Source organism: Streptomyces canus (assembly GCF_041435015.1).
Classification (GTDB): Bacteria; Actinomycetota; Actinomycetes; order Streptomycetales; family Streptomycetaceae; genus Streptomyces; species Streptomyces canus_G.
This window is the reverse complement of sequence record NZ_CP107989.1, coordinates 8,440,306-8,464,763: the sequence shown is the minus strand read 5'-3', so window position 1 is coordinate 8,464,763 and position 24,458 is coordinate 8,440,306. Positions and strand designations below refer to the sequence as shown.

At 71.7% G+C, this 24,458-nt stretch carries 17 protein-coding genes; 7 read left to right on the top strand and 10 right to left on the bottom strand.

Annotation, left to right across the window (positions count from 1 at the left end; all coding sequences use genetic code 11):
- Positions 1 to 15 precede the first annotated feature (15 nt).
- Positions 16 to 1,527, top strand: coding sequence for a glycerol kinase GlpK (gene glpK, locus OG841_RS38655; protein ID WP_371568967.1), 1,512 nt, complete (start codon positions 16 to 18; stop codon positions 1,525 to 1,527).
- 71 nt (positions 1,528 to 1,598) lie between these two features.
- Here the strand turns inward: glpK and OG841_RS38650 are convergent, their stop codons facing one another.
- From OG841_RS38650 to OG841_RS38630, 5 genes are all read right to left on the bottom strand, one after another.
- A complete protein-coding gene (locus OG841_RS38650; protein ID WP_328637147.1) occupies positions 1,599 to 2,204 on the bottom strand; it encodes a GTP-binding protein in 606 nt (201 codons plus the stop codon).
- Complete coding sequence (locus OG841_RS38645; protein WP_371568965.1) at positions 2,185 to 5,820, bottom strand: hydantoinase B/oxoprolinase family protein; 3,636 nt, start codon at positions 5,818 to 5,820, stop codon at positions 2,185 to 2,187. Before OG841_RS38645 ends, OG841_RS38650 begins: the two co-directional genes overlap by 20 nt.
- 279 nt (positions 5,821 to 6,099) lie before the next feature.
- Complete coding sequence (locus OG841_RS38640; RefSeq protein ID WP_328637149.1) at positions 6,100 to 6,495, bottom strand: DUF742 domain-containing protein; 396 nt, start codon at positions 6,493 to 6,495, stop codon at positions 6,100 to 6,102.
- A gap of 9 nt (positions 6,496 to 6,504) precedes the next feature.
- The gene (locus OG841_RS38635) at positions 6,505 to 6,927 is read right to left on the bottom strand and encodes a roadblock/LC7 domain-containing protein (protein ID WP_057614086.1); all 423 of its coding nucleotides are present in this window, start codon (positions 6,925 to 6,927) and stop codon (positions 6,505 to 6,507) included.
- Complete coding sequence (locus OG841_RS38630; RefSeq protein ID WP_365119853.1) at positions 6,924 to 9,953, bottom strand: nitrate- and nitrite sensing domain-containing protein; 3,030 nt, start codon at positions 9,951 to 9,953, stop codon at positions 6,924 to 6,926. Before OG841_RS38630 ends, OG841_RS38635 begins: the two co-directional genes overlap by 4 nt.
- Before the next feature lie 430 nt (positions 9,954 to 10,383).
- On the opposite strand from OG841_RS38630, the gene OG841_RS38625 reads away from it, so the two are divergent.
- On the top strand, positions 10,384 to 10,920 hold the full coding sequence (locus OG841_RS38625) for a hypothetical protein (protein WP_328637151.1): 537 nt from the start codon (positions 10,384 to 10,386) through the stop codon (positions 10,918 to 10,920).
- A gap of 34 nt (positions 10,921 to 10,954) precedes the next feature.
- On the opposite strand, the gene OG841_RS38620 is transcribed toward OG841_RS38625, so the two are convergent.
- The 4 genes from OG841_RS38620 to OG841_RS38605 form a co-directional block, all read right to left on the bottom strand.
- The gene (locus OG841_RS38620) at positions 10,955 to 15,649 is read right to left on the bottom strand and encodes a hypothetical protein (RefSeq protein ID WP_371568960.1); all 4,695 of its coding nucleotides are present in this window, start codon (positions 15,647 to 15,649) and stop codon (positions 10,955 to 10,957) included.
- A 37-nt stretch (positions 15,650 to 15,686) separates the two neighbouring features.
- The gene (locus tag OG841_RS38615) at positions 15,687 to 16,565 is read right to left on the bottom strand and encodes a hypothetical protein (RefSeq protein ID WP_328637153.1); all 879 of its coding nucleotides are present in this window, start codon (positions 16,563 to 16,565) and stop codon (positions 15,687 to 15,689) included.
- Positions 16,566 to 16,596: 31 nt separating this feature from the next.
- Positions 16,597 to 18,126 carry a hypothetical protein gene (locus OG841_RS38610; RefSeq protein ID WP_328637154.1) on the bottom strand — a complete coding sequence of 510 codons (1,530 nt, stop codon included), beginning with the start codon at positions 18,124 to 18,126 and terminating at the stop codon, positions 16,597 to 16,599.
- A gap of 132 nt (positions 18,127 to 18,258) precedes the next feature.
- On the bottom strand, positions 18,259 to 18,951 hold the full coding sequence (locus OG841_RS38605) for a GntR family transcriptional regulator (RefSeq protein WP_057614090.1): 693 nt from the start codon (positions 18,949 to 18,951) through the stop codon (positions 18,259 to 18,261).
- Between the two features lie 130 nt (positions 18,952 to 19,081).
- On the opposite strand from OG841_RS38605, the gene OG841_RS38600 reads away from it, so the two are divergent.
- Genes OG841_RS38600 through OG841_RS38580 form a run of 5 tightly spaced genes read left to right on the top strand, consistent with a single transcriptional unit; the run spans position 19,082 to position 23,518 of the window.
- Positions 19,082 to 20,377 (top strand): MFS transporter, encoded by a 1,296-nt coding sequence (locus OG841_RS38600; RefSeq protein ID WP_328637155.1) that lies wholly within the window; start codon positions 19,082 to 19,084, stop codon positions 20,375 to 20,377.
- Positions 20,374 to 21,219 (top strand): putative hydro-lyase, encoded by an 846-nt coding sequence (locus OG841_RS38595; protein WP_328637156.1) that lies wholly within the window; start codon positions 20,374 to 20,376, stop codon positions 21,217 to 21,219. The genes OG841_RS38600 and OG841_RS38595 overlap by 4 nt, the downstream gene beginning before the upstream one ends.
- Before the next feature lie 45 nt (positions 21,220 to 21,264).
- The gene (locus tag OG841_RS38590; RefSeq protein WP_328637157.1) at positions 21,265 to 22,023 is read left to right on the top strand and encodes a LamB/YcsF family protein; all 759 of its coding nucleotides are present in this window, start codon (positions 21,265 to 21,267) and stop codon (positions 22,021 to 22,023) included.
- Entirely contained in the window at positions 22,020 to 22,631 is a 612-nt protein-coding gene (pxpB, locus tag OG841_RS38585; protein ID WP_328637158.1) for a 5-oxoprolinase subunit PxpB, read from the top strand. Before OG841_RS38590 ends, pxpB begins: the two co-directional genes overlap by 4 nt.
- Entirely contained in the window at positions 22,628 to 23,518 is an 891-nt protein-coding gene (locus OG841_RS38580) for a biotin-dependent carboxyltransferase family protein (protein WP_328637159.1), read from the top strand. Before pxpB ends, OG841_RS38580 begins: the two co-directional genes overlap by 4 nt.
- Before the next feature lie 72 nt (positions 23,519 to 23,590).
- Here OG841_RS38580 and OG841_RS38575 read toward each other — a convergent pair whose 3' ends face one another.
- Positions 23,591 to 24,448 (bottom strand): SGNH/GDSL hydrolase family protein, encoded by an 858-nt coding sequence (locus tag OG841_RS38575; protein WP_328637160.1) that lies wholly within the window; start codon positions 24,446 to 24,448, stop codon positions 23,591 to 23,593.
- Between the last annotated feature and the right edge of the window lie 10 nt (positions 24,449 to 24,458).

Sequence of the window (24,458 nt, the reverse complement as noted above, 5' to 3'; positions counted from 1 at the left end):
GACGAAGGGGACGTCATGACGGACAAGTTCGTCGCCGCTATCGACCAGGGCACCACCTCCAGCCGCTGCATCATCTTCAACCAGGACGGCGCGGTCGTGGCCGTCGACCAGCGCGAGCACCGCCAGATCTTCCCCAAGCCCGGCTGGGTGGAGCACGACGCCACCGAGATCTGGTCCAAGGTGCAGGCCGTCGTCGCCGGAGCGATCGCCAAGGCCGGGCTGCGGGCCGACCAGCTCAGCGCGCTCGGCATCACCAACCAGCGCGAGACGACGGTCCTGTGGGACCGCGCGACGGGCAAGCCCGTGCACAACGCGATCGTGTGGCAGGACACCCGCACAGCGGCGCTGACCAGGCAACTCGGCGGCTCCGACGGGCAGGACCGGTTCCGCGAGCAGACCGGACTGCCGCTGGCCACGTATTTCTCGGGACCGAAGGCGGCCTGGCTGCTGGACAACGTGCCGGGGCTGCGCGCACGGGCCGAGAACGGTGAGATCGCCTTCGGCACCATCGACTCCTGGCTGATCTGGAACCTCACCGGCGGCACGGACGGCGGACAGCACGTCACCGACGTGACGAACGCCGGACGGACCATGCTGATGAACCTGGAGACCCTCCAGTGGGATCAGTCCATCCTGTCCGCGATGAACGTGCCCGACGCCGTGCTGCCCGAGATCAAGTCGTCCGCCGAGGTCTACGGCACCGCGGTCGGCCAACTGGCGGGCGTGCCCGTGGCGTCCGCGCTGGGCGACCAGCAGGCCGCCGTGTTCGGGCAGGCCTGCTACGACGTGGGTACGGCGAAGAACACGTACGGCACGGGATCCTTCCTGCTGCTCAACACGGGCAATCGGCCGGTCCCTTCGAAGAACGGGCTGCTGACGACGATGGGTTACAAGATCGGCAGTGAGGCGCCGGTGTACTGCCTGGAGGGGTCGATCGCCATCACGGGCGCCCTGGTCCAGTGGTTCCGCGATCAGCTCGGCATCATCCGTACCGCCGACGAGATCGAACCCCTGGCGGCGAGCGTCGAGGACAACGGCGGCGCGTACATCGTGCCCGCCTTCTCCGGCCTGTTCGCGCCCTACTGGCGCTCCGACGCGCGCGGCGTCGTCACGGGTCTCACGCGGTACGTCACCAAGGCGCACCTCGCGCGCGCGGTGCTCGAAGCGACGAGCTGGCAGACGCGCGAGGTCGTGGACGCCATGTATCAGGACTCCGGGGTGCAGATCACCACCCTGAAGGTGGACGGCGGCATGACCAAGAACAACCTGCTCATGCAGCACCAGGCGGACGTGCTCGACGTGCCGGTGGTCCGGCCGAAGGTCTCCGAGACCACGTGCCTGGGTGCCGCGTACGCGGCCGGGCTCGCCACCGGCGTGTGGAACGACCTCGACGAGCTGAAGTCCCACTGGCAGAAGGACGTCGAGTGGACGCCGAGCATGGAGGCGTCCGTCCGGGACCGTCAGTACCACAACTGGCGCAAGGCCGTGGAGAAGAGCTTCGGCTGGGAAGAGGACGGCGAGAACTAGGCACGCGCGCGTGGTGCCGAGAAGCCGCGGCCCGTACCCCTGTCGGCGGGGGTACGGGCCGCACCCGTGTCTCAGGTGGTGACGGTCTGACGGCGCCGCGCCGAGTACGCCATGGCGTGCTGGACGACGCCTACCAGGACGTCCTTGACCGACTGCTTGTGCCGGGCGTCGCACAGCACGATCGGTACGTCCGCGTCGAGGTCGAGGGCCTGGCGTACATCCTCCTCCGGGTAACGGATAGCTCCCTCGAAGCAGTTGACACCGACGAGGAAGGGTATGGAGCGGCGCTCGAAGTAGTCGACGGCCGCGAAGCAGTCCTCCAGGCGGCGGGTGTCGGCAAGCACCACGGCTCCGAGGGCACCTTCGGAGAGCTCGTCCCACATGAACCAGAACCGTTCCTGCCCGGGTGTGCCGAACAGGTACAGCACCAGGTCGTCGCGCAGGGTGATGCGCCCGAAGTCCATGGCGACGGTGGTGGTGCGCTTGCCCTCGACACCGCTCGTGTCGTCGACCGGGCGTCCTGCCTCGGTCAGCAGTTCCTCGGTACGCAGCGGCCTGATCTCGCTGACCGCGCCGACGAACGTGGTCTTGCCCACGCCGAAGCCGCCGGCCACCAGGATCTTGAGCGTGACGGGCTCGACCGGGGGCTTGCCGCGCTCAGAACGCCCGAAGATCATTGGTCTCTTCTCCTGCTTGCTGGGGGTGTTGGGTCGACGGCGGGCCATAGCCTCCGCCGCCGGGGGTCTCGATGACGAGTACGTCGCCGGGGCCGACGTCCGCCGAGTCACGACCGGCGAGTTCGGTGACCGTACCGTCCGCGTGCTCCACGCGGTTGGCGCCCAGCGCACCGGGCTCGCCGCCCGCCATACCGTACGGGGGCACCCTACGGTGCTGGGACAGGGTGGAGACCTTCATGGGCTCGTGGAACCGGATACGACGTACGGCACCGTCTCCGCCGCGCCACTTTCCGGCGCCGCCGCTGCCGGGCCGCAGCGCGAACTCGTCGAGCTGTACGGGCAGTCGCCACTCCAGGACCTCGGGATCCGTGAGCCGCGAGTTGGTCATGTGGGTCTGGACCGCGGGCGCGCCGGGGAAGCCTTCGCCCGCGCCGGACCCGGAGGCCACGGTCTCGTAGTACTGGTGCCGTTCGTTGCCGAAGGTGACGTTGTTCATGGTGCCGGAGCCCTCGGCCTGGACGCCTAGCGCCGCATACAGGGCGCCCGTGATGGCCTGCGAGGTCTCCACGTTGCCCGCGACGACGGCGGCCGGCGGTTCGGGCGCCAGCATGGAGCCGGGCGGTACGACGATGTCCAGCGGGCGCAGACAGCCGTCGTTGAGCGGGATGTCGTCGTCGACGAGCGTCCGGAACACGTACAGGACAGCCGCGTTGACCACCGCGAAGGGCGCGTTGAAGTTGGTGGTCAGCTGGGCGGACGTACCGGTGAAGTCGACGGTGGCGGAGCGGTTTTCGCGGTCCACGCGCACGTGGACCTGGATGACGGCGCCCGAGTCGGTCTCGTAGGCGTACTCGCCGTCTTCCAGTGCGTCGATCACCCGGCGCACGGCCTCTTCGGCGTTGTCCTGGACGTGCTTCATGTACGCCTGGACGACGTCGAGACCGAAGTTCTCGATCATGCGGCCGACTTCGTCGACGCCCTTGCGGTTGGCGGCGATCTGGGCGCGGAGGTCGGCGAGGTTGGTCTTCGGATTGCGGGAGGGGTACGGCGCCTCGGTGAGCAGACGGAGGGTCTCCTCCTCTCGGAAGCGACCGTTCTCCGCGAGCAGCCAGTTGTCGAAGAGGACGCCCTCCTCCTCGATGGTGCTGCTGTCGGCGGGCATGGAGCCGGGGGCGATGCCGCCGATCTCGGCGTGATGGCCGCGGGAAGCGACGTAGAAGAGGATCCTCTGCTCACTCTCCGTGGTCTTCGCGTCGAACACCGGGGTGATCACGGTGACGTCGGGCAGGTGGGTGCCGCCGTGGTACGGGTCGTTGACCGCGTAGGTGTCCCCGGGGTTCATGGACGACCCGCGCCTGCGGATGACCTCTTGGACGCTGGTGCCCATGGAACCCAGGTGGACGGGGATGTGTGGGGCGTTGGCCACCAGGTTTCCGTCCGGGTCGAAGAGGGCGCAGGAGAAGTCCAGGCGTTCCTTGATGTTGACGGACTGGGCCGTGGACTCCAGCCGGGCGCCCATCTGTTCGGCGATGGACATGAAGAGGTTGTTGAAGACCTCGAGCAGAACCGGGTCGGCATGTGTGTCGAGATCGGAACTCTCCGTAATCGTCATGCGTTCCATGACCAGATGCCCGTCGTCGGTCGTCACGGCCCGCCAGCCGTCGTCGACGACGGTCGTCGCACTGGTCTCGGTGATGATCGCGGGGCCGGTGACGGTCTCGCCGGGGGGCAGGTCCTCGCGGCGGTGGAGGGGGACGTCGCGCCAGGTGCCGGCCGTGTGGAGGCGGACGGTTTCGGGGGCGGTGGGACCGCCCTGGTAGAGGGCCAGGGCGGAGAGATCGGGGGGTTCGGTGATGCCGGTGGCTTCGACGGAGAGGGCTTCGACGACGAGCGGGCGGTCGAGGGTGAAGGAGTATGTGGCGCGATGACGTTCCTCGAAGGCGTGCCTCATCGTGGTCGGTTCGCTCAGCTCGACGGTCAGGGGGGTGTCGGTGCCGTCGTAGCGGAGCTGGGCGCGGCGAGTGACCTGGATACGTTTCTCGGGGACGTCCTCGGCGCGGAGTTCGGCGCGGGCGGCGCTCTCCAGGTCATCGGCGGTCTTGAGGACACCGGACATCGCGGCGGGCTCCAGGGGGGCCTCGACGGACTGTTCACGCATGGCCGTGGTGTCGGCGAGTCCGATGCCGAGCGCGGACAGAACACCGGCCATGGGCGGCACCAGGACCGTGCGCATACCGAGCGAGTCGGCGACCATGCACGCGTGTTGGCCACCCGCCCCGCCGAAGGTGGTGAGGGCGTAGCGGGTGACGTCGTGGCCCTTCTGGACGGAGATCCGCTTGACGGCGTTGGCGATGTTGGCGACGGCGATCTGGAGGTATCCCTCGGCGACCTGTTCGGGAGTCCGGTCGTCACCGGTCCGCTCGCGGATCTCGCGTGCGAGGGCGGTGAAGCGGTCGCGGACGAGTTCGGCGTCGAGGGGCTGGTCGCCGTCCGGGCCGAACACCCCGGGGAAGTGGGCGGGTTGGATGCGGCCGAGCATCACGTTGGCGTCGGTGACGGCGAGCGGGCCGCCGCCCCGGTAGCAGGCCGGGCCCGGGTCCGCGCCCGCCGAGTCCGGCCCTACACGGTAGCGGGAGCCGTCGAAGTGCAGGACCGAGCCGCCGCCGGCCGCGACGGTGTGGATGTCCAGCATGGGGGCGCGCAGCCGGACACCGGCGATCTGGGTGGTGAAGACGCGTTCGTACTCGCCCGCGAAGTGCGAGACGTCGGTGGAGGTGCCACCCATGTCGAAACCGATGACCTGGTCGAAACCGGCCAGTTGGGACATGCGGGCCATCCCGACGATGCCGCCTGCGGGGCCGGACAGGATGGCGTCCTTGCCGCGGAACTGCCGAGCTTCGGCGAGGCCGCCGTTCGACTGCATGAACATCAGCCGCACGCCTTCGAGTTCGTCCGCGACGTGCCGGACGTATCGGCGCAGCACCGGCGACAGGTAGGCGTCGACGACGGCGGTGTCCCCGCGCGGGACGAGTCTCATCAGCGGGCTGACCTCGCTGGAGAGCGAGATCTGCGGAAAGCCGACGCGGGCGGCGAGCTGTCCGATCGCCTGCTCGTGGGCGGGGTGGAGGTAGCTGTGCATGCAGACCACGGCGACGGCCCGGATCCCGTCGTCGTACGCCTCCTGGAGGGGACCCGCGAGGGCGTCCAGGTCGGGGGCGCGCAGCACCGTGCCGTCGGCGGCGACGCGCTCGTCGGCCTCCACGACCCGCTCGTGGAGGAGCTCGGGGAGTTCGATGCGGCGGGCGAAGATGCGGGGGCGGTTCTGGTAGGCGATGCGCAGGGCGTCGCGGAAACCGCGGGTGATGATGAGGAGGGTCCGCTCCCCCTTGCGCTCCAGCAGGGCGTTGGTGGCGACGGTGGTGCCCATGCGAACGGCGTCGACGGGTTCCCCGGAGCCGTCCAGGAGCGCGCGGACCCCGGCGACCGCGGCGTCGGCGTAGCGGGCCGGGTTCTCCGACAGCAGCTTGTGGGTGAGCAGGCGGCCGTCCGGGCGTCGCGCGACGATATCGGTGAAGGTGCCGCCTCGGTCGACCCAGAACTGCCAGCCTGTCGTCACGTCCGTCTCCCGGATCGCACTGCTCGCAACCATGTCCGCGGACTGGTGGGCGGCCGTCCGCGGATGGTCGTCGACGATCAGTCAGATCATATCGGCAGGGGTGTTCCGGCGCCCGCCGTGGACCGGTGGGGACCCCCGCCGTGGGTCCGTGGCACGTCCTCGGTGTTCACCGAGGTCAGGCGCGCGCGGTGGGCGCGCCGGGCGGCGCCGTGCCCCGACGCCGTCCGTGCGCGTCTCGCGGCACCGCCGGAGCGGCCCCCGGGAGGGCGGGCCGGACGGTCACAGGGCTCTGAGGCCGTTGATCACGTCACGCAGGATGCTCTCGTCCGGAAGCTCGGCGGGCGGCACCGGCCGGTTCACATGGACCCACTCCGAGGCCACGAGGTCGCCTATGAGGACCCGTACGACCCCGATGGGCAGGTCCAGTTCGGAGGACAGCTCGGCGACCGACTGGGGGGTGTCCCGGCACAGGTCGACGATGTCCACGTGCTCGGGGGACAGCGAGTGGTCCCCTTCGGGATCGTCCGTATGGGATTCGGCCACGACGACCGCGATGAGGTCGAGACGGTGCTGCCCGGCACTCGTGGTACGGCCGCGTGTCATGGCGTACGGACGGACCACCGGTCCGGCCTCGTCGTCGAACCAGTGGCTTCTTCCCTGACCTTCTGTGCTCATGCCATCTCACTACCCGCCCTGAGGCAGATCGGTGCGCGGGGCGGCACCGAGATGCACACCGACCCGCTTGACCAGGAGCGTCATCTCGTACGCGACGAGGCCCACGTCCGAATCGGCGTCCGAGAGGACGGCGAGGCAGCTGCCGTCACCGGCGGCCGTCACGAACAGGAAGGCGTCGTCCAGTTCCACGACCGTCTGCCGGACGTTTCCCGCCTCGAAATGCCGTCCCACCCCCTTGGCGAGGCTGTGGAACCCGGACGCCACGGCGGCGAGGTGCTCGCTGTCCTCGCGGGTCAGGTCCTTGGACACGCCGGTCGGGAGGCCGTCGCTGGAGAGCACCAGGGCCTTGCGGATGCTCGCGACGCGGTCCACCAGGTCGTCGAGGAGCCAGTTCAGCTCGCCGGACTTGTCGGTCGCCTTCGGTGCGGTCATCGACCGTCCCCCTTAGTCGTTCGTTGTGGTGCTGTGCCGCCTGGCGTGTCGTCGCCCACGGCGTTCTCCTCACGGCCACGCTGCCAGCCGCGCTGGAGCGAGGCCATGCGGCTGCGTACCTCGTCGGCGTCCCGTTCGGTGGGCTCCGCCTGGTTCTGGGGGCGCCGCTCCGGAGCCTGCTTGAGCTGGGGAGCCAGGTTGGCCTGCCTTACACGGCGGGGCAGCGGGGCGGTGCCGGACGCGGCGTCCTGGGACCCACGTGCGGCGCCGAGGGGCGGCCTGCCCGAACCGGAGGCGCCGCGGACGGACTCGCCCCAGCCGGGACGTACGACGCCGTCCGGGGCGGAGTCTGCGGGGCCGCCCCTGCCGAGGGCGCCCGGTGCGGACGCGACGGGGCCAAGTGCGGGCGTGTCCGGCCTGTCGGTGTCGCCGGTGGCGGAGTCGCCCGAGTCCGGGCCCGTGCCGCTGGACGCGATTTCGGCGCGCCGGGTGCGTCGGGGCAGGACCGGAGCGCCGGACGGCCCGCCGGGTTCACGGCTCGGGGATGCCGAGGAGGTCGGTGATTCCGTCAGCTCGTCGAGGCGGTCTGCCACGCCGGTGCCCCGGCGCAGGGCCGCGGCGCGACGGCGGCTCGGCAGCGTGGGAGGTTCGGAGCGCGCGGGCCCCTGCCCGGCCGAGGGGGCCGTGTGCGGCCGGGACGTGCCCGGTCCGATCGCCGGTGGCTCGTCCGTCTCCTCGCGTCCCGTCCGCTCGTCAGTGACCGGACGCCCGTGGGAGGTGACCAGCTTGGGAGTGCGGCGGCGGGACAGCGACACCGGGGCGTCCGGGCCGCCGTCGCCGATGTCTGCCCCGTCGGTTCCCGGGGCTTCGTCGTCGACCTGGGCCAGGGAGCGGCGCGGGCGGAACAGTCCGCCACGCTCGCTGTCGTCGGAGTCGAGCACACCCGGGAAGTCGTTCAGGGCGTCCAGGTCGACAGGAGCCTCCAGTTCGACCGGGCCGTCCAGGATCGCGGGCGGCCTGCCCGCCAGCTGGGCCGGTCCCCGGGTGAGCGAGACGCGCTGGGCCTCGTCCAGTTCGGCCTCCTTCGACGGCCGGGGGCGGTCGAGACGGAAGCCGATGCCGTTGGTGTCCGGGACGTCGTCGGTCAGCAGCGCGTCGGGAATGAAGACGACAGCCGTCGTGCCGCCGTACGGCGAAGGCTGCAGCGAGACCCTGACGTTCTGCCGCTGGGCGAGCCGGCTGACCACGAACAGACCCAGCCGGTCGGTGTCGGAGAGCTCGAACTCCGGTGTCTCGGCGAGCCGGAGGTTGGCGTCCAGCAGCGCGTCGGCTGCCATGCCGAGTCCGCGGTCGTGGATCTCCAGGGTGAAGCCGTTGGCGACGCGCTCGCCCAGGACCTGGACGGCGGTGTGCGGCGGGGAGAACACCGTGGCGTTCTCCAGGAGTTCGGCCACGAGATGTGTGAGGTCCGCGACGGCCGGCCCGGTCACGGCCACCCTGGGCAGCCTGCGGACCTCGATGCGCTCGTAGTCCTCGACCTCGGCGACGGCGGCGCGGACGACGTCCATGAGCTGGACTGGTTTGCGCCACTGCCGGGAGGGGGCCGCACCGGAGAGGATCACCAGACCCTCGGCATGCCGGCGCATACGGGTGGTCAGGTGGTCGAGGCGGAAGAGGTCGGCGAGCTCGTCGGTGTCCTCGGTGCGGCGCTCCATGGTGTCGAGCAGCGTGAGCTGCTTGTGCAGGAGGACCTGGCTGCGGCGGGCGAGGTTGACGAAGACCTCGGAGACCCCGGCGCGCAACTCTGCCTGCTTGACGGCGGCTTCGACGGCCGCGCGCTGGAGGGTGTTGAGGGCCTGGCCGACCTCACCCATCTCGTTCTTGTCGTACTCCAGGCGCGGGACCTCGGTCTCGACGTCCACCTGTTCGCCCACGGAGAGCCGGCGCATCACGCTGGGCAGCCGTACGCCGGAGGCCTCGTGGGCCTCCAGGCGCAGTTGCCTCAGGTCGCGGATGAGGGTGCGGCCGACGCGCACGGACAGCACGAGCGAGAAGAGCAGGGCGACCAGGCCGAGAACGCCGACGACGGCCGCCTTGATGATCACGCCCATCGCGTCCGGCCGGACACGGTCCTGAAGGCGGTCGCCGGCCTGGTCGTCGAGCTTGGCGAGTTCGTCGAGCACACTGCCCGCGGCGGCGTCCCAGCTCTTGGCGCTGATGTCGCCGTCGGCGCCGGGATCGGCACCGGCGACGGACTGCTCCGCGGAGCGCAGCGGGGCGGTTCCGGCGTTCTTCCAGAAGCGCTCGTACCGCTCGCGTTCCGACGTCGGCAGCACTCCCAGGTTGATGTCGTACAGCAGGGTCCGCTGCGCGACGAGGTCGGAGACATCCCGGATCTCGTCGCGAGTGAGCTTGCCCACCACCAGGGCGGAGCCGAGCAGGGCGTCCTCGCGGGAGAGCAGTTCGCGGGCCCGGGTGACGTTGACCAGAGCTCGTGCCTGCTTGTCCAACTCGACGCTGTCGACGCCGTCGAGGGTGGCGAGCAGGGCGTAGGCGGGGTCGACGAGGCGGTTGTACTGGTCGAACGCTTGGAGGCGGGTGACCGTGCCCTCCTCGACGCTGCGGCGCAGTGAGTCGATGCCGTCGAACGCGTCCAGGACGGCGGTGAGGCGTTCGTCGTCGTCCTGGTCCAGTCCGTCGCGGGCATCGGGATCGCGCGCGTTCTGCCGGAACTTGGCGATGGCGTCGTCGGAGGCGTTCCTCGTGCTGCGCAGCGCGGACAGGGCGTCCGACGCGCGCGGATCAGCCAGATAGACAAGCGTCTGGCGCCGTTCCTGCTGGAGCACGCGCACGGTGTCCTCGATGGGATAACCGAGCTTCTCCGTGACGGTCGACACCTGGAACAGCTGGGCGACCTCACGTCCCGTCAGTACCGTGGCGAAGCCCCACACCGCGATCAGGGACACCAGCGGCACGAGAAGCAGCGCCACGATCTTCCGGCGGATCGACTTCCCGCGAAAGCGCATGGCCTCCCCCAGCTCGACCCCCGCCGGCCGGGGGTACACATGTACGTCAACAAACGGCGCGAGCCTACTACCGACGCACACGTAACTCGAAGTTGCGTCCGGAACCCGAACTTCCGCTCTGGTATCGCGACATGGGGAGTTGTCCTCCCATTGCGGGAGATTGCCTCCTGCGATCAGGTGGTCCGCGTCCGACCGGAACCGATCGGCCAGGGTGGGTGGTTGGCTGGATTTTTTCGTTTCTTTGACGTCGTGCGGGAATCTTGAAGAGGTCTTGTTCGTCCTTCCCTTCGGGAAATGGCGGTGGATTCGGCCACAGGAGCCGCATCTGCAACTGGGCGGCGTAAAGCAGCGCAAGCCGGGCAGCCACCTTGAAGCCCGGTCCACAGACACCGGGACGAAAGGTCTGCCGGCGGTGGGGAGTGACACGGTGATGGGGACGGCGGAACGGCAGGAGGCGCCGGGAAGCGGCGTGAAGACGGCGAGTCCGACGGCGTCACGGCGCCCCGAAGCGCGGGCTCTCGACATACCGGCGGGGTCGGACGCGCCGAGCGGACGCGGTGCGGCCCGGGAGGAGCCGTACCGGCCATTGTGGGTCGAGGAACCCGCACGCAGGCGTCGGCTGCCGGATCCGGTGCGGACGTCCGCGGTGCGGGCGGTGCTCATCATCGCCGTGACCCTGCTCCAGGCGATGGTGGCCTTCCTGTGCACCCTGGCCGGCTCCTGGCTGGCGTTCCCGATGGTGCTCAGCAGTGTGGCCAGCACCGTGGTGGCCACCTGGGGCGCCCTGGACGTCTGGGTGACCCGCCAGGTGTGGAACCAGCGCCACGGCGTCGTGTCGACCCCGAGCAGCACGGCGCGCGCACTGCGGCGTGAGCGGCGCAAGGCCCGGCGGCAGGCGCGTGTTGCCGAGCGGACGCAGGAGCGCATACGGCGACAAGGCGGCACAGGGCGGCTGTCCCACTCCTGAGCGGCTGAGCCTCCTTACGGGCGGCTGAGCCTCCTTACGGAGTGACCGGCGCCGGACGCTTGAACATCCGGGTCGCCGTGATCTCGCTGCGTACCGCCTCCCCCGCCTGGGGCTGCTGAGGCAGGCCCGGGCGGAGGTGTTCCTCCACGCTGATGTACTTCAGGCCGGCCCTGAGGTCCGCGTCGTTGCGCAGGCGGATGACCAGCGGGAACTCTGCGAGTGCGGTCGTGTCGAACAGGCCTGTGGTGTAAAGGAGTTGGACACCCAGCGCGTCCGACACCGCCCGCTGGAGCTCCAGCAGATAGGTCGCGTTGGCGCGGCCGATCGGATTGTCCAGGAACAGCGTGCCGGCGTGCCGGTGCTTGTCCCGGCCCCGGTCGTTGGAGCGCAGGGCCGCCATCGTGCAGTACAGCGCGATGGCCGCGGTGAGGAGCTGGCCGCCGGAGAACACATCGCCCATCTGCCCGACGGGCACGCGCTCGGCACGCAGCACGGCGTCCGGTTTGAGGATCTCCACGGCCACGCCCTTGGGCTGCAGCGCTGCCGCGACTCCCCGCAGCAGCAGGGACATTCCGTCCCGCCGCAGGTCGGAGTTCTTCTTCACCGCGGCCCGGGTCGCCTCGTCGATGACCTCGCCGAGCCGCTCGGTCAGTGTCGCCTGGTCGGGCTCCTCGAAGCGGATCCGCAGGAACTCCTGCCCGGACCACTCGCCGAGCCCCTCGGGCAGCCGGGACAGCCGCTGGGCCGACCTGAGCGTGGCCAGGGCGGACTCCACGAGCCCCCGCAGCCGGTCCACGATCGAGTCCCGGTTCCGCTCCAGTTGGGCCAACTCGTCGGTCAGCACCCGGAGTCGGGGCGCGAAGGCATCCGCCCACTTCTGTGCGTGCTCGGGCAGCGCGGACGCGGGCAGCTCGCGGATCTGCTGCCGTGCGGGAGTGCGGACCTGCTCGTAGCGCGTGGAGTTGGCGTGCCGGACGAGTACGTCGCTCGCCTCGCGCACGGCGGCCTCCGCGGCGGAGAGGTCGGCGGCGCAGCCACGCAGCGACCGGCGGGCCTCGGCGGCGGCTTGACGGGCTTCCTCGGGGCTGCCCGGATACGGCTCCGCTTCCTCCTGCTCGTCCTCCATGTGGTGCTCGCGCAGCAGGTCGCGGAGCATCGCGGCGATCTCGTCGAAGCCGCCCGCCGCGTCCTCGGCGGCCCGGTGGGCGCCGAGCAGCTCCGCGTGTGCCTCCCGGGCCTGCGCCAACGCCTCGGTGCGGGAGGCGAGTTCGGCGGTGGCCGTGCGCAGCAGCGCCTGTGCGTGCTCGGCGTCGCGCGGCTCCAGCTCCGGCGACAGCTCAGTGTGCGCCTCGCCGTCCTCGGGGGCGTGCCGCTCGGCCTCGCCGCGCAACCGCCCGAGCTGCTCGCTCGCGGTCGACACACGGGTCTCCAGGAGCTGCACCAGCTCCTCCGCACGGGCAGCCGCGGCCTGCCGGGAGGGCCCGTCGGACCCGTCGGGCGACTGGAGCAGCTGCGCCGCGCGCGTGCGGACCTTGTTGCTCAGCCGGTCCAGTTCGGCCAGGGCCGCGCTCTCGTCGCTCTCCGCCCGAGCCTGTTCGGCCCGCAGGTCGGCACCGACACCCACCTTCTCGTACAGCTGGGAGGCGGCCCGATAGGCCTCGCGGAGCGCGGGCAGGGATGCCTTGGCGGCCTCCGAGTCGCTGTCCGGTACGTCGTCGGGGGCCCCCGCGATCTCGGCGCGCTCGGCGCGCAGCGCACGGGCGGTGCGACGGGCGTCGTCGGCGGCCCGCTGGGCACCGCGCCGGTCCTCGTCGGCGGCGCGGGCCCGCTCCAGACAGGTCTGGGCGCGGGCCTCCGACTCGGTGGCCTCGTCGGCCAGTTCGCGCAGTTTGACCTGCCAGCCGGCCCGTTCGCGCAGTCGGTAGGCCAGCCCGGCGAGGGCGTCGGCGGCGCGCCGCGCCTTCTGTGCGGCTTCCTGCCGCTCGTCGCGCGTCTGCGCGGCCTCGGCGGCGGCTTCGTCGGCCTCGGCCCGCACGGTGCGCGCCTCGGCCAGTTCGGCCTCCGCCTCCTCGGCGAAGGCGCGTGTGTCCCGGGCGGCCTGCGCCAGCTCGACGAGGCGGCCGGCCGGGCAGCCGGTACGCCAGGAGGCGAGCCGGGCGGACAGTTCACGGTCCTTGGCGAGGCGGGCCGCGAGCGACCGGATCTCCTCGTCCCGCTCGCCTGCACGCGCGCGCAGCGCCTGCCGCTCCTCGTCGGCGGCATGCTCGTCGTGCATGGCCGGGTTCGGCGGTACGAGGAAGACGGCCCCGCTGTCCGACTCGGGGGCCGGAGTGGGCGCGAGGAGGGCAGCCGCCGTACCCACGGCGACGGCGGACCGGGGCAGCAGTGCCGCGTCGTTCAGGACCTCGCGGGCGCGTGCGTGCGTGTCGGGGTCGGTGATGATCACGCCGTCGACCAGTTCCGGCCTTGCGGCCAGCACGCGCGCGTGGTCGGTGGGGTCGACGGCCTGGGCGAGATAGCGCCAGCCGGGCAGGGCGGGGATGCCGTTCTCACCGAGGAACTCGACCGTGGCCAGCACGTCCGGTCCCGGCGGCAGCAGCCCGCCGTCACCGAGCGCGCCGAGGATGCGTGAATCGTCCGCGGCGGCCGTACGCAGCTCGAAGAGCTGGCGTTCGGCGGAGGAGACGGAGTCGTCGAGCAGTTCCCGCAGTTCGTCGGCGAAACGGTCGAGGTCCTCGGGGTTCAGACCGTCGTCGGCGAAAGCACCCGGGGAGCCGGCGTGCGGGTCGGTGCCCTGTCCGGCACCGGCACCCTCGCGCCCGGCCGCACCGTTCGGCTTCGTGCCCTCGGCCGCCGTCCGCGGGCCGGGCACTCCCCCGACGGCCCCGGTCAGGCTCAGGATCTCCGCCAGCCGATCCTCGCCGGCCAGCCCCTCGGCGAGCCGCCGCTCGGCCTCGTAGGACCGCGCGGCCGCGGTGGCCGCGTCCTCCGCGCGAGCGGCCGTGAGTTCCGCGCGGGATTCGGCGGAGGCTGCCTCCCGCGCGTGCTCGGCGGCTCGGTGTGAGGCCTCGCGGGCGGTGTCCCAGGCGGCGACGGCGGTCTTCTCGGCGTCGCTCGCGGCGAGGGCCGCGCGCGCGGGGTCGGCGTCGGGCGCGCTGTCGTCGAGCCAGCCCGCGCGGACCGCCTCGGCGGTCTCCTGCTCGACCTCGCTCAGCCGCTGGCGCAGATGCCCGATCTCGCTGCGGGCGCGCTGCGCCTCGGTCGCGGCCGAGGTGGAGTCCCGGTACGCGGACTCGCCGACCTCCTGAAGGGCGGCGGACCGCTCCTCCCCTTCGTTGGCGAGGGCCTCGGCGCTCTCGGCGGCCGCGTGCAGGGCCCGGACGAGGTCGACGGCGGCCTTGGCCCGGGCGGCGAGCGCGGGCGCCGCGTCCCGCTCGGCCTCCTGGATGGCGGCGGCCACGCGCGCGATCCGGTCGGCTGCGGCACGGTGGCGCAGGACGGCCTCGGCGGCCTGCCAGGCGGAGTGCAGCGTGCGCGCTTCGGCGAGTTCGCGCTTCTGGGCGGCGGCCGACTTCTCGGCGGCGGCGAGCGCCAGGGAGGCGTGCCGGTAGGCGAGTTCGGCGGCGATCAGCGCACTGCGCTCCCGGCCCGCCTCGGCGTGTGTGACGGCGTACGCGGCGGCGGTGACCCGCTGGGCGAGGTCACCGGCCCGCACCCGCTCCTGGACGCCCCGCGCGGACAGCCGTCGGGCCAGTGTCCGCGTACGGCGTTCGGCGCCCGCGTGGATGTCGCGCGCGCGTGAGCGCGCCTCGGCGGCCTCGACGATCCGGCCCAGCAGGTCCACGGACCCCGCGGTGAAGTCCCGTTCGGCGATCAGTTCGGCGCGTCGCCCCAGCTTGTTGCCGAATCCGCCGACCAGGTCGGCGAGCCCGTCGGTGTCGCGGGTGTCGGTCACCGCACGCAGCAGCAGGTCGGTGAAGTCGGAGTCCTTCTTCACCGCGAAGAGGCCGGCGGCCTCGCCCTCGTCGGCGTTCATCTCCCGCTGATAGCGGAACAGTTCGGGGTCAAGGCCGAGGTCGCCCAAATGCTCGATCCACCGGTCGTGGATCTCCTCCCAGTGCACCTCCAGATGCGGATACGCCTTGCCCGCCTCGGTGATGGCGTCCCGGAAGCCCTTCATGGTCCGGCGACGGCCCTGTGCGGCCGACTGGCCCTCGGCGGGCGGCCGTACGGCGGTGGACTCGGCGACGGGCAGGTTGTCGAGGCTGAGCCCCGGTCCGGGCCGGAACGAGTACCAGGCCTCGGCGAACTTCCGCGGGTCGTTGGAGACCTGGCGCCCCCGCCACTCGCTCACCTTGCCGACGACGACGCACTCGCCGGTGAGGGTGTGCTGCCACTCCAGGGCCACGTGCCCGCAGTCGTCCGCCAGCAGGAACTTCCGCAGCACACCGGAGCTGGCACCGCCGAGCGTGTTCCGGTGGCCCGGCAGCATCACCGAGAAGATCAGCTTGAGCAGCACCGACTTGCCGCCGCCGTTCTCCAGGAAGAGCACCCCGGCCGGGGCGGGCCGGCGGGGCGGGCCGACGGGCTCCTCCTCGAAGAACTCCGCCTGCGTGGGCGCGGGGTCGGGCACTTCCGCGCCGACGCCGCGCAGGTCAAGCACGGTGTCGGCGTAGCGCGCACCGGCAGGACCGATGGAGTAGAGGCGGACCCGGGACAGCTCGTACATGGCGGACTCTCGTAAGTCTTCGGCAGGGCAGGGAAGTTCAGGAGTGGAACGGCAGCCCGGCATCGGCCGCCAGCTCCAGGTCGTCGCGGTCCTCGGCGGGCAGCAGGGTCGGCGTGCCGTCGGTGACCGGGACGACACCCAGTTCGAGGAGCTCGGCCATGGCGGCACTTCCGGCCATGTCCCGCACCTGGAGCTGGTAACGAGCCGTGGTCCGGTAGGTACCGCCGTTGTCGTCCCCGGTGCGCTGCAGGAACCCGGATTCGGTGAGGAAGGCGGCGGCCTTGCCCACGATGCCGGTCGTGGACCCGGCGAGCCGGCGCGCGTCCTTGGTCGCGCCGGCCGCGCTGCGTCTGGCCCAGATCCGCCAGGCCGCCTCGAGGCCCGGCGCGTCCGTGGCCGGGTCGGTGTTCTCACCGACCTCCTCGGCCCGCTCCTCCAGCCGTCGGCAGGCCTGCCGTACGAAGGCGTCGACGCCGTTGACCGAGACGCGCCCGATGTATCCGTCGTCGGCGAGGTCCTCGGGCCGGGGGAACGCCATGGCGGCCACGGCGAGATGGGCGAGGCCGTGCAGGAACCGGTCCCCGCCGTCGGCGGACGTACGACGCGCGTAGTCCCCCATACGAACGGCGAACACGGAGTCCTCGGCGGCGGTCACGGCCATGCCCGCGCGGGGGGACACTTCGAGGACGACCAGCCCGAGCCCGGCGGCGACGGCGTCGGCGAGCCGCGCGAACGGGGAGTCCTCCCGGTAGCGCCGCAGCAGTTCGGCGTACTCCTGGTCCCGCGCGGGCTGCAGTTTGGGCTGCAGTCCGAAGGCGACGAGCCGAGCGGCGTCGGCGGCGTCGGCCGGGGTGACGGCGGCGGGCGCCGACGGGGTGGGGACCTCCGTGTCGCTCCACTCGACATGCTCATTCACGGCTTGGGCTCCTTGTCACGCTCTTGCTCACTCATGCTGCTTCCGTCCGGTCCGCCGCCATCCCGACGGCGTCCAGCAGGGCGGTGCCGACGATGAGGTCGGCACCACCGAAGTCCGGATCGTCCAGTTCCGTCCCGTCGTCCACCGCGAAGAGCAGCTTCTCCTCGCCCTGGCGGTAGGCGGTGCCGACGGCGGGGCTCGCCGCGTGAACCGCCAACAGGGCGACCAGGTAGGCCAGATCGAAGCCGCCGGTTCTGCGGGCCTGCGCGAGCAGTCCCGAGAGTCGTCGCGGGGCGTCGGCCGGGAGGTCCAGCAGCTCCTTCGCGGACGCCAGTTGCTCCTCGCTGAACCGGCTGTCGTCCGGCGTGGCGATGAGGTCCGGCTCCGGCATCTCCGCGCCCAGGTGCTCCCGCTCCATCGGCGGCGTCAGCAGTATGTCGACGAGATCGCCCACCCGGACCGACACCGGCGTGCGCATGCCGGTCCCGCGCGCGAAGAACGCGTCGGTGACCCGGGTGGCCTGCTCCAGCGGCAGCGGCAGCACCGGCGCGACGAGGTGGCCGTACAGATCGATTCCCGACGTCGTCATCGGCGTGGCGAAGGCCTGCCGGTCCTGTTCGGCGCGGAACAGTGGCCCCGCTTCGAGGAGTCGGGACTGGAGCTGGGTGTGGCGCCGGATGCAGTCTTTGACGATGTCCACGAGCTCGGCGGCCCGCCGCTTCTGTTCGGCGTCCTCGGACTCGTCCCGCGCCTTGCGGATGTTGGTCAGGATGGCGTTCTCGTGGCGGTACCGGTCGGCGACGTGGTCGAGGGCCTCGGCGATCATGTCGGGCACGGCGTTGAGCCAGTCGACGGCCCGGACATTGCGGCGGGTGGCGTCCAGTGCCCTGCGCAGGGTCTCGGAGTACTGCACGGTCCGGTACCGGGCCTGCTCGGCGGCGAGTTGGGCGTCGGCGAGACGGCCGCGGCTGATCAGCACCTCCAGCTTGACCTCGGCGGCGATCTGGGCGCTGGTGACGTCCGTGTCGAGGGCACCGACGAGGACGTTGACCGCTTCGTCCGTGGTGCGGAGGTACACCGAGCCGCCGGGCCCGGGCACTTCCTCGATCAGCTTGAAGTCGTAGTCACGCCGGACATAGGTCCCGTCCGGTGCGAAAGTGCCGTAAACCGCGCGAAAACCGCGATCAACACTGCCGACGTTGATCAGATTCTCCAGGACCCAGCGGGCCACGCGCTCATGCTCGGCCACGGGCCGCTGCGGGGCCTGGGCGGCGATACGCGGGATGAGGCGGGCGACTATCTGGTCATGGTCTGCGCCGGTGTCGAAGTCCATGTTCAGGGTGACCAGGTCGATGGCGGAGAGGGCCACTTCCGCCATGCCGTACACCGAGTACTCACCGGCGAGATTGGCCTTGCGGGTGTCGAGGTCGTGCAGCGGCGCGGTGCAGGCGAGCGCGCGCAGCCGCCGCGCCAGTCCCTCGTCGGCGGCCGGGCCCGGTGCGGGGCGCGGCCCCGCGCTGAACTGGGGCGGAACGCTGTCCGTCGTCGCAGGCGAAGTCACGGTGCACAGACTAGGTCCTCGGTCTGACAACTCCCCAAACGGCGCGGATCGCCTCCGGCGGTTGAACGAGGGACCACCGGTTGTGTTGCGTCGGCAGGCCGGTGGTGGCTTGTCGCGCAGCTCCCCGCGCCCCTACGGGGCGCTCACCCTGCGCAGGTAGACATCGACCACTCGTTCCAGCGAGTCGCGCAGATACACCGCCAGCAGCTTTTCGGCCTCATCCTTGTCACCAGCCTGAAGAGCTCCCAGGATCTGCTGATTGCGGGCCAGGTAGGGCTCGTGGAGGGCCTTGGGGTCGTCCGCGACGTGGAAGGCGAGCCGCAGTTCGGCGAAGACGCTGCGCATCAGTTCGTCGGTGCGGTCGCTGCCCGCGAGGGCGACGAGTTCCCGGTGGAAGTGGATGTTGGCCGTGCCCAGCGTTTTCCAGTCACCTTCGCGTACCGCCCGCTGCCCCTCCACGACCGCCTCGGCAAGCGCGTCCAGGGCGTACGGAGGCTCGCCCAGCCCGCGGACGACGGCGCACTCCACGAGGGCGCGGGTCCGGTAGATGTCCTCCACGTCCTCGACGGCCAGGACCCGGACGAACACGCCTCGGTTCAACTCGTGGACGAGCAGGCGCTCGTGCGTGAGCAGGCGGAACGCCTCGCGCAGTGTGTTGCGGGACACACCCAGTGCCCCTCCGATGCTGTCCTCCGACAGCCGGGTCCCTGGCGGGAAATACCCCTCGGCGATGCGACTTCTGAGGATGTCCGAGACCCGCTCGGCCGTGCTCGTACGGCCCAGGAGGGCACGGTCGTCGGCCAGTCCGCTCAGCTGCTCTGCCATGCCCGGAATTCAACCGCAGACACGAGAACGAAACAACACGGGTATTGAAGGATCGTTGAACGATCCTCTACGTTGCTCTCACTGCACGGCCCAGCTCCGCATCCTCCGTCCCCCCTTCTGCGAGGTGCTCATGAGCACGACCCCGCCCCCACAGGCCCTGACCGATCACCCCACAGCAACCGAACGCCCCGCCGAAGACGGGGCGTTGGGCTGGTACCGCGCACTCGGTCCGCGCGGCCGTCGCGCCTTCGCCGGCGCGTTCGGCGGCTACGCCCTCGACTCCTACGACTACTTCACGCTCCCGCTGAGCATGGTCGCGCTGGCCGCCTACTTCGGCCTGGACAGCGGCCAGACCGGTCTCTTCACCACCGTCACCCTGCTGGCCTCCGGCATCGGCGGAGCCCTGGCAGGGGTGCTGGCGGACCGGGCCGGCCGGGTCCGGGCGCTGATGATCACAGTGGTCACGTACGCGATCTTCACCGTGGCCTGCGGCTTCGCGCCCAACTTCGAGTCACTGCTGGTCTTCCGCGCCCTCCAGGGCCTCGGGTTCGGCGGCGAGTGGGCGGTGGGCGCGATCCTGGTCGCCGAATACGCGAGCGCCAAGCACCGGGGCCGCACCCTGGGCGCGATCCAGAGTTCCTGGGCCGTGGGCTGGGCACTGGCCGCGATCGTGTACACGCTGGTCTTCTCGGTCTTCGACGCCGACATGGCCTGGCGTGTGATGTTCTGGACCGGCGCGCTGCCCGCGCTGCTGGTCGTCTGGATGCGGCGCCAGGTCCAGGACGCCCCCGAGGCGATCGCGGTGCGCGAGAAGAGTGCCGGGAAGGGCTCGTTCGCGGCGATCTTCAAGCCGGACCTGCTGCGTACGACGATCTTCGCGGGGCTGCTGTCCACCGGAGTCCAGGGCGGCTATTACACGCTCGCCACCTGGGTTCCGACGTACCTCAAGAGCGACCGCGGACTGTCGGTCGTCGGCACCGGCGGCTATCTGACCTTCCTGATCTCCGGCGCCTTCCTCGGCTATCTGACCGGCGGCTACCTCACCGACCGCCTGGGCCGGAGGCGCAACATCTGGCTCTTCGCCCTGCTGTCGGCCGTCTGCATCGTGGCGTACGGCAACATCCCCAGCGGAGCCGACACCTGGCTCCTGGTCCTCGGGTTCCCCCTCGGGTTCTGCATGTCGGCGATCTTCAGCGGCTTCGGGTCCTATCTGAGCGAGCTGTACCCGACGGCGGTGCGCGGTTCGGGACAGGGCTTCACATACAACGCGGGCCGCGCGGTCGGCGCGGTCTTCCCCACCACCGTCGGCTTCCTCGCCGACAGCTGGGGTGTGGGCGGGGCGCTGGTGTTCGGCGCCATCGGCTACGGCATCGCCGCACTGGCCCTGCTCGGGCTGCCCGAGACCCGTGGGAAGGAACTCGCGTGAACCGTACGGAAGACCGCCCCCTCACCCTGACGGAAGACCGCCCCCTCACCCTGGTGGACGAGCACGCGCACGCGTGGAGCCCAGCCCAGGCGCGTACCCGCATCCGCGCGGGCCTGACAGGCCCCACCGCCGGAGTCGCGGCCGGCCACACCCAGGTCAACCTGATCTCGGTGCCCGCCGACTGGGCGTACGACATGCTGCTGTTCTGCCAGCGCAACCCCAAGCCCTGCCCGGTCCTCGACGTCACGGACGCCGGTGACTGGACCACCGTCCTCGCGGACGGCGCCGATCTGCGCACCGATCTCCCCCGCTACCGGGTATGGGAGAACGGCGAGTTGGTGGACGAGCCGACGGACGTGCGCGCGCACTGGCGCGACGACCTCGTTTCGTTCCTGATCGGGTGCAGTTTCACCTTCGAGTGGGCACTCTCCGGGGCGGGCGTCCCGATCCGGCACATTGAGCAGGGCCGGAACGTTCCCATGTACGTGACCAGTCGACAGTGCCGTCCCGCGGGGCGGCTGCACGGCCCCATGGTGGTGTCCATGCGTCCGGTGCCGCCGCAACACCTGGCGGCCGCGCTGCGGGAGAGCAGCCTGCTCCCGGCGGTGCACGGAAGCCCCGTGCACTGCGGCGATCCCTCGGCGCTCGGCATCGACGACCTCGACCGCCCCGACTTCGGCGATCCGGTGGACGCCGAACCGGACGACATCCCGGTGTTCTGGGCCTGCGGAGTGACCCCGCAGGCCGCGGTGATGGCCTCGCGCCCGCCGTTCGCCCTCACCCACGCACCCGGCCAGATGTTCCTGACGGACGCCCGCGACGAGCAGTACCGAGTGGCCTGAGGACGAGCAGTACCGAATGGCCCGAGAAGGAGACGCGAAGTTCCCATGACGACGATCGATCTCAACGCCGACCTCGGCGAGGGCTTCGGCCGCTGGCGGCTGACCGACGACGAGCAACTGCTGTCCGTTGTCACCAGCGCCAACGTGGCCTGCGGGTTCCACGCCGGGGACGCGGCCACCATGCGACGGGTGTGCGAGCTGGCGGCCGTGCGCGGGGTCCGGATCGGCGCGCAGGTCTCCTACCGGGACCTGGCGGGGTTCGGGCGGCGCACGATGGACGTGCCGTCCGCCGAACTGACGGCCGAAGTGGCCTACCAGATCGGCGCCCTGGAGGTCTTCGCCCGGGCGGCGGGCACGCGCGTGTCGTACGTCAAGCCGCACGGCGCGCTCTACAACCGGGTCGTCCACGACGAGGAGCAGGCCGCCGCGGTCGTCGACGGCGTGCTCCTCGCGGACGCCACGCTGCCCGTGCTGGGCCTGCCCGGCTCACGCCTTTTGGAGGCAGCCGGCAAGGCGGGCCTGGAGAGCGTCACGGAGGCCTTCGCGGACCGCGCGTACACCGAGGAGGGCACGCTGGTCCCGCGCAGCCAGGAGGGTGCCGTGGTCACCGATCCGGAAGCGGTCGTGGCACGCTCGCTCGGCCTGGCCCGGGACCGCGTGGTCACCAGCCGCTCGGGCGCCCGCATCGAGGTCGAAGCGCGTTCCCTGTGCCTGCACGGGGACACGCCGGGCGCGGTGGAGCTGGCCCGCCGGGTGCGGCAGCGTCTGGAGACGTCGGGCGTCCGGGTGGAGGCCTTCGTATGAGGGCACTGCAGGTCGGAGACGCCGCCCTGCTCGTCGAGGTGTCCTCCGGCGACGAGGCCCAGGCGCTGCACGCGGAGCTGGTGCGGCGCCGCGCGGAGGGCTCGCTGTCCGTCCGCGAGATCGTCCCCGCGGCCCGCACGGTCCTCCTCGACGGCCTCGCCGACCCGGCCCGCCTGGCCGCCGAACTCACCGCCTCCGACGTACCGCCCGCTCCCCCGCGCGCGCGTGCGGTCATCGAACTCCCGGTCCGCTACGACGGTCCCGACCTGGCCGACGTTGCCGCGCACTGGGGTGTCTCCCCCGAGGAGGTGGCCCGCATCCACGTCGGCACCGAATTCACCGTCGCCTTCTGCGGATTCGCCCCCGGCTTCGGCTACCTCACCGGCCTGCCCTCCCGCTATGACGTCCCACGCCGGGCCACCCCTCGTACGGCCGTCCCGGCGGGCTCGGTGGCGCTCGCGGGCCCGTACACCGGCGTCTATCCGCGTTCGTCGCCGGGCGGCTGGCAGCTCATCGGGACCACGGACGCCGTGCTGTGGGACCACACGCGCGTGCCGGCCGCGCTGCTGGCTCCGGGTACACGGGTGCGCTTCGTGGGTGCGGCATGACGGACCGCGCCCTCTCCGTCGTCCGGTCCGGAGCCCTGACCACGGTCCAGGACCTGGGCCGCCCGGGCCACGCCCACCTCGGTGTGCCCCTCTCGGGCGCCCTCGACGGCCCCGCCGCGGCGCTCGCCAACCGTCTGGTCGGCAACCGCCCCGAGGCAGCCGTCCTGGAGACCACTCTCAACGGCTGTGCGGTACGCCCCCGTTCGACGGTCACCGTGGCCGTGACGGGAGCCCCCTGCAGGGTGTCGGTGGACGGCCGCCCGGCAGCCTGGGGCGCACCCGTGCATGTGCCGGCCGGAGCACTGCTGACCGTCGGCACGGCCGTCTCAGGACTGCGCAGCTATGTGGCCGTCTCCGGTGGAATCACCGTGGAGCCGGTCCTGGGCAGCCGCTCCACCGACCTCCTGTCGGGCCTGGGCCCGGCCCCCCTCACGGACGGCGCGGTACTGCCCCTGGGCGCCCCGAACTCCCTCCACCCGCGCGTGGACACGGCGCCGCAGCCGGCACCCCCCGCGGAACTCGTCCTGCGCGTCACGCTGGGCCCCCGGGACGACTGGTTCACCCCGGAAGCGGTACGGGCCTTCACCTCCCGCCCATTCCAGGTGTCCTCGGCGAGCAACCGCATCGGCCTGCGCACGGAGGGGCCCGCCCTGGAGCGGAGACTCAAAGGCGAACTCCCCAGCGAGGGCATGGTCCTGGGCGCCGTCCAGGTGCCCCCCGACGGCAGGCCGGTGGTCTTCCTGGCCGACCACCCGACCACCGGCGGCTACCCGGTGATCGGAGTGGTCCGCGAGACAGACCTCCCGGCGGCAGCCCAGGCGGTACCGGGGACTCCGGTTCGCTTCACAGAGATACGTAGGCGCTATGCGCTTCACAGAGGTACGTAGGCGCTAGAGGTATCGGCCCGCAGGGGCGAAACGGCGCAGCCGTCCACGACGCGCCCGCATCCACCGGTCCGCTCAAGCCGCCTCCACCTGCTGCTCCCCCGACGCCACCGACAGCGCGGCCAACGCCATGGCCACCGCGTGCGCGGCCCGCAGGTCGAGCCGCCCGCTCGTCCCCCGCGCGCGGTGCCGCATCTCGTCCACGGCCAACGTCACCAACTGCGGCAGCAGATCCGTACACCGCCGCACCACCCACCCGGTCCCCGCCGTGGCCAGCCACCACAGACTCGCCGACTTGGTGGGCACGGGAAACTCCGGCTCGGCCGAGGGCGCCGCTCCGGACGCGACCGCCCGTTCCACCAGCACCTCATGGAAGCGCACGGCCAGTTGCCGGTGCCCTCGCTCGCTGGGGTGCAACCGGTCCGCGCTCCACATCGCACGCTCGGTGGTCCAGGCCCCCTCAGCGGCGTGCAGGTGCAGGGCTCCGTACCGCTCGGACAGGGCGTGCACCACGGCGTTCACCGCCCGCTGCCGCCGAGCCAGCGGCCGCGCCAACGCCCCGGGCAGACCAAGCATCGTGCCCGGGTCCGGCAGACACGCCGTCAGCAGCACAGCGCCCTGGGCGCGAAAGGCCGCGTAGACCGCGTCGAGCCGGGTGGCCACGGCGTGGATGTCGAAGGTGCAGCGCAGCGTGTCGTTGACGCCGACGACCACGGACACGACGTCCGGCCGCAGCGCGAGCCCCTCGGGCAGTTGCCGTTCCAGCACGTCCCGGGTCTGCGCTCCGCTCACCGCGAGGTTGGTGAAGTCCACGCCCGCCGGGGAGAGCCCGTCGGCGAGCAGTGCGGCCCAGCCGCGCCACCCGTCCCCCACCGGGTCCCCCACGCCCTCGGTGAGCGAGTCACCGAGGGCGACGAAGCGCAGGCCTCTCATGACGCGCCCC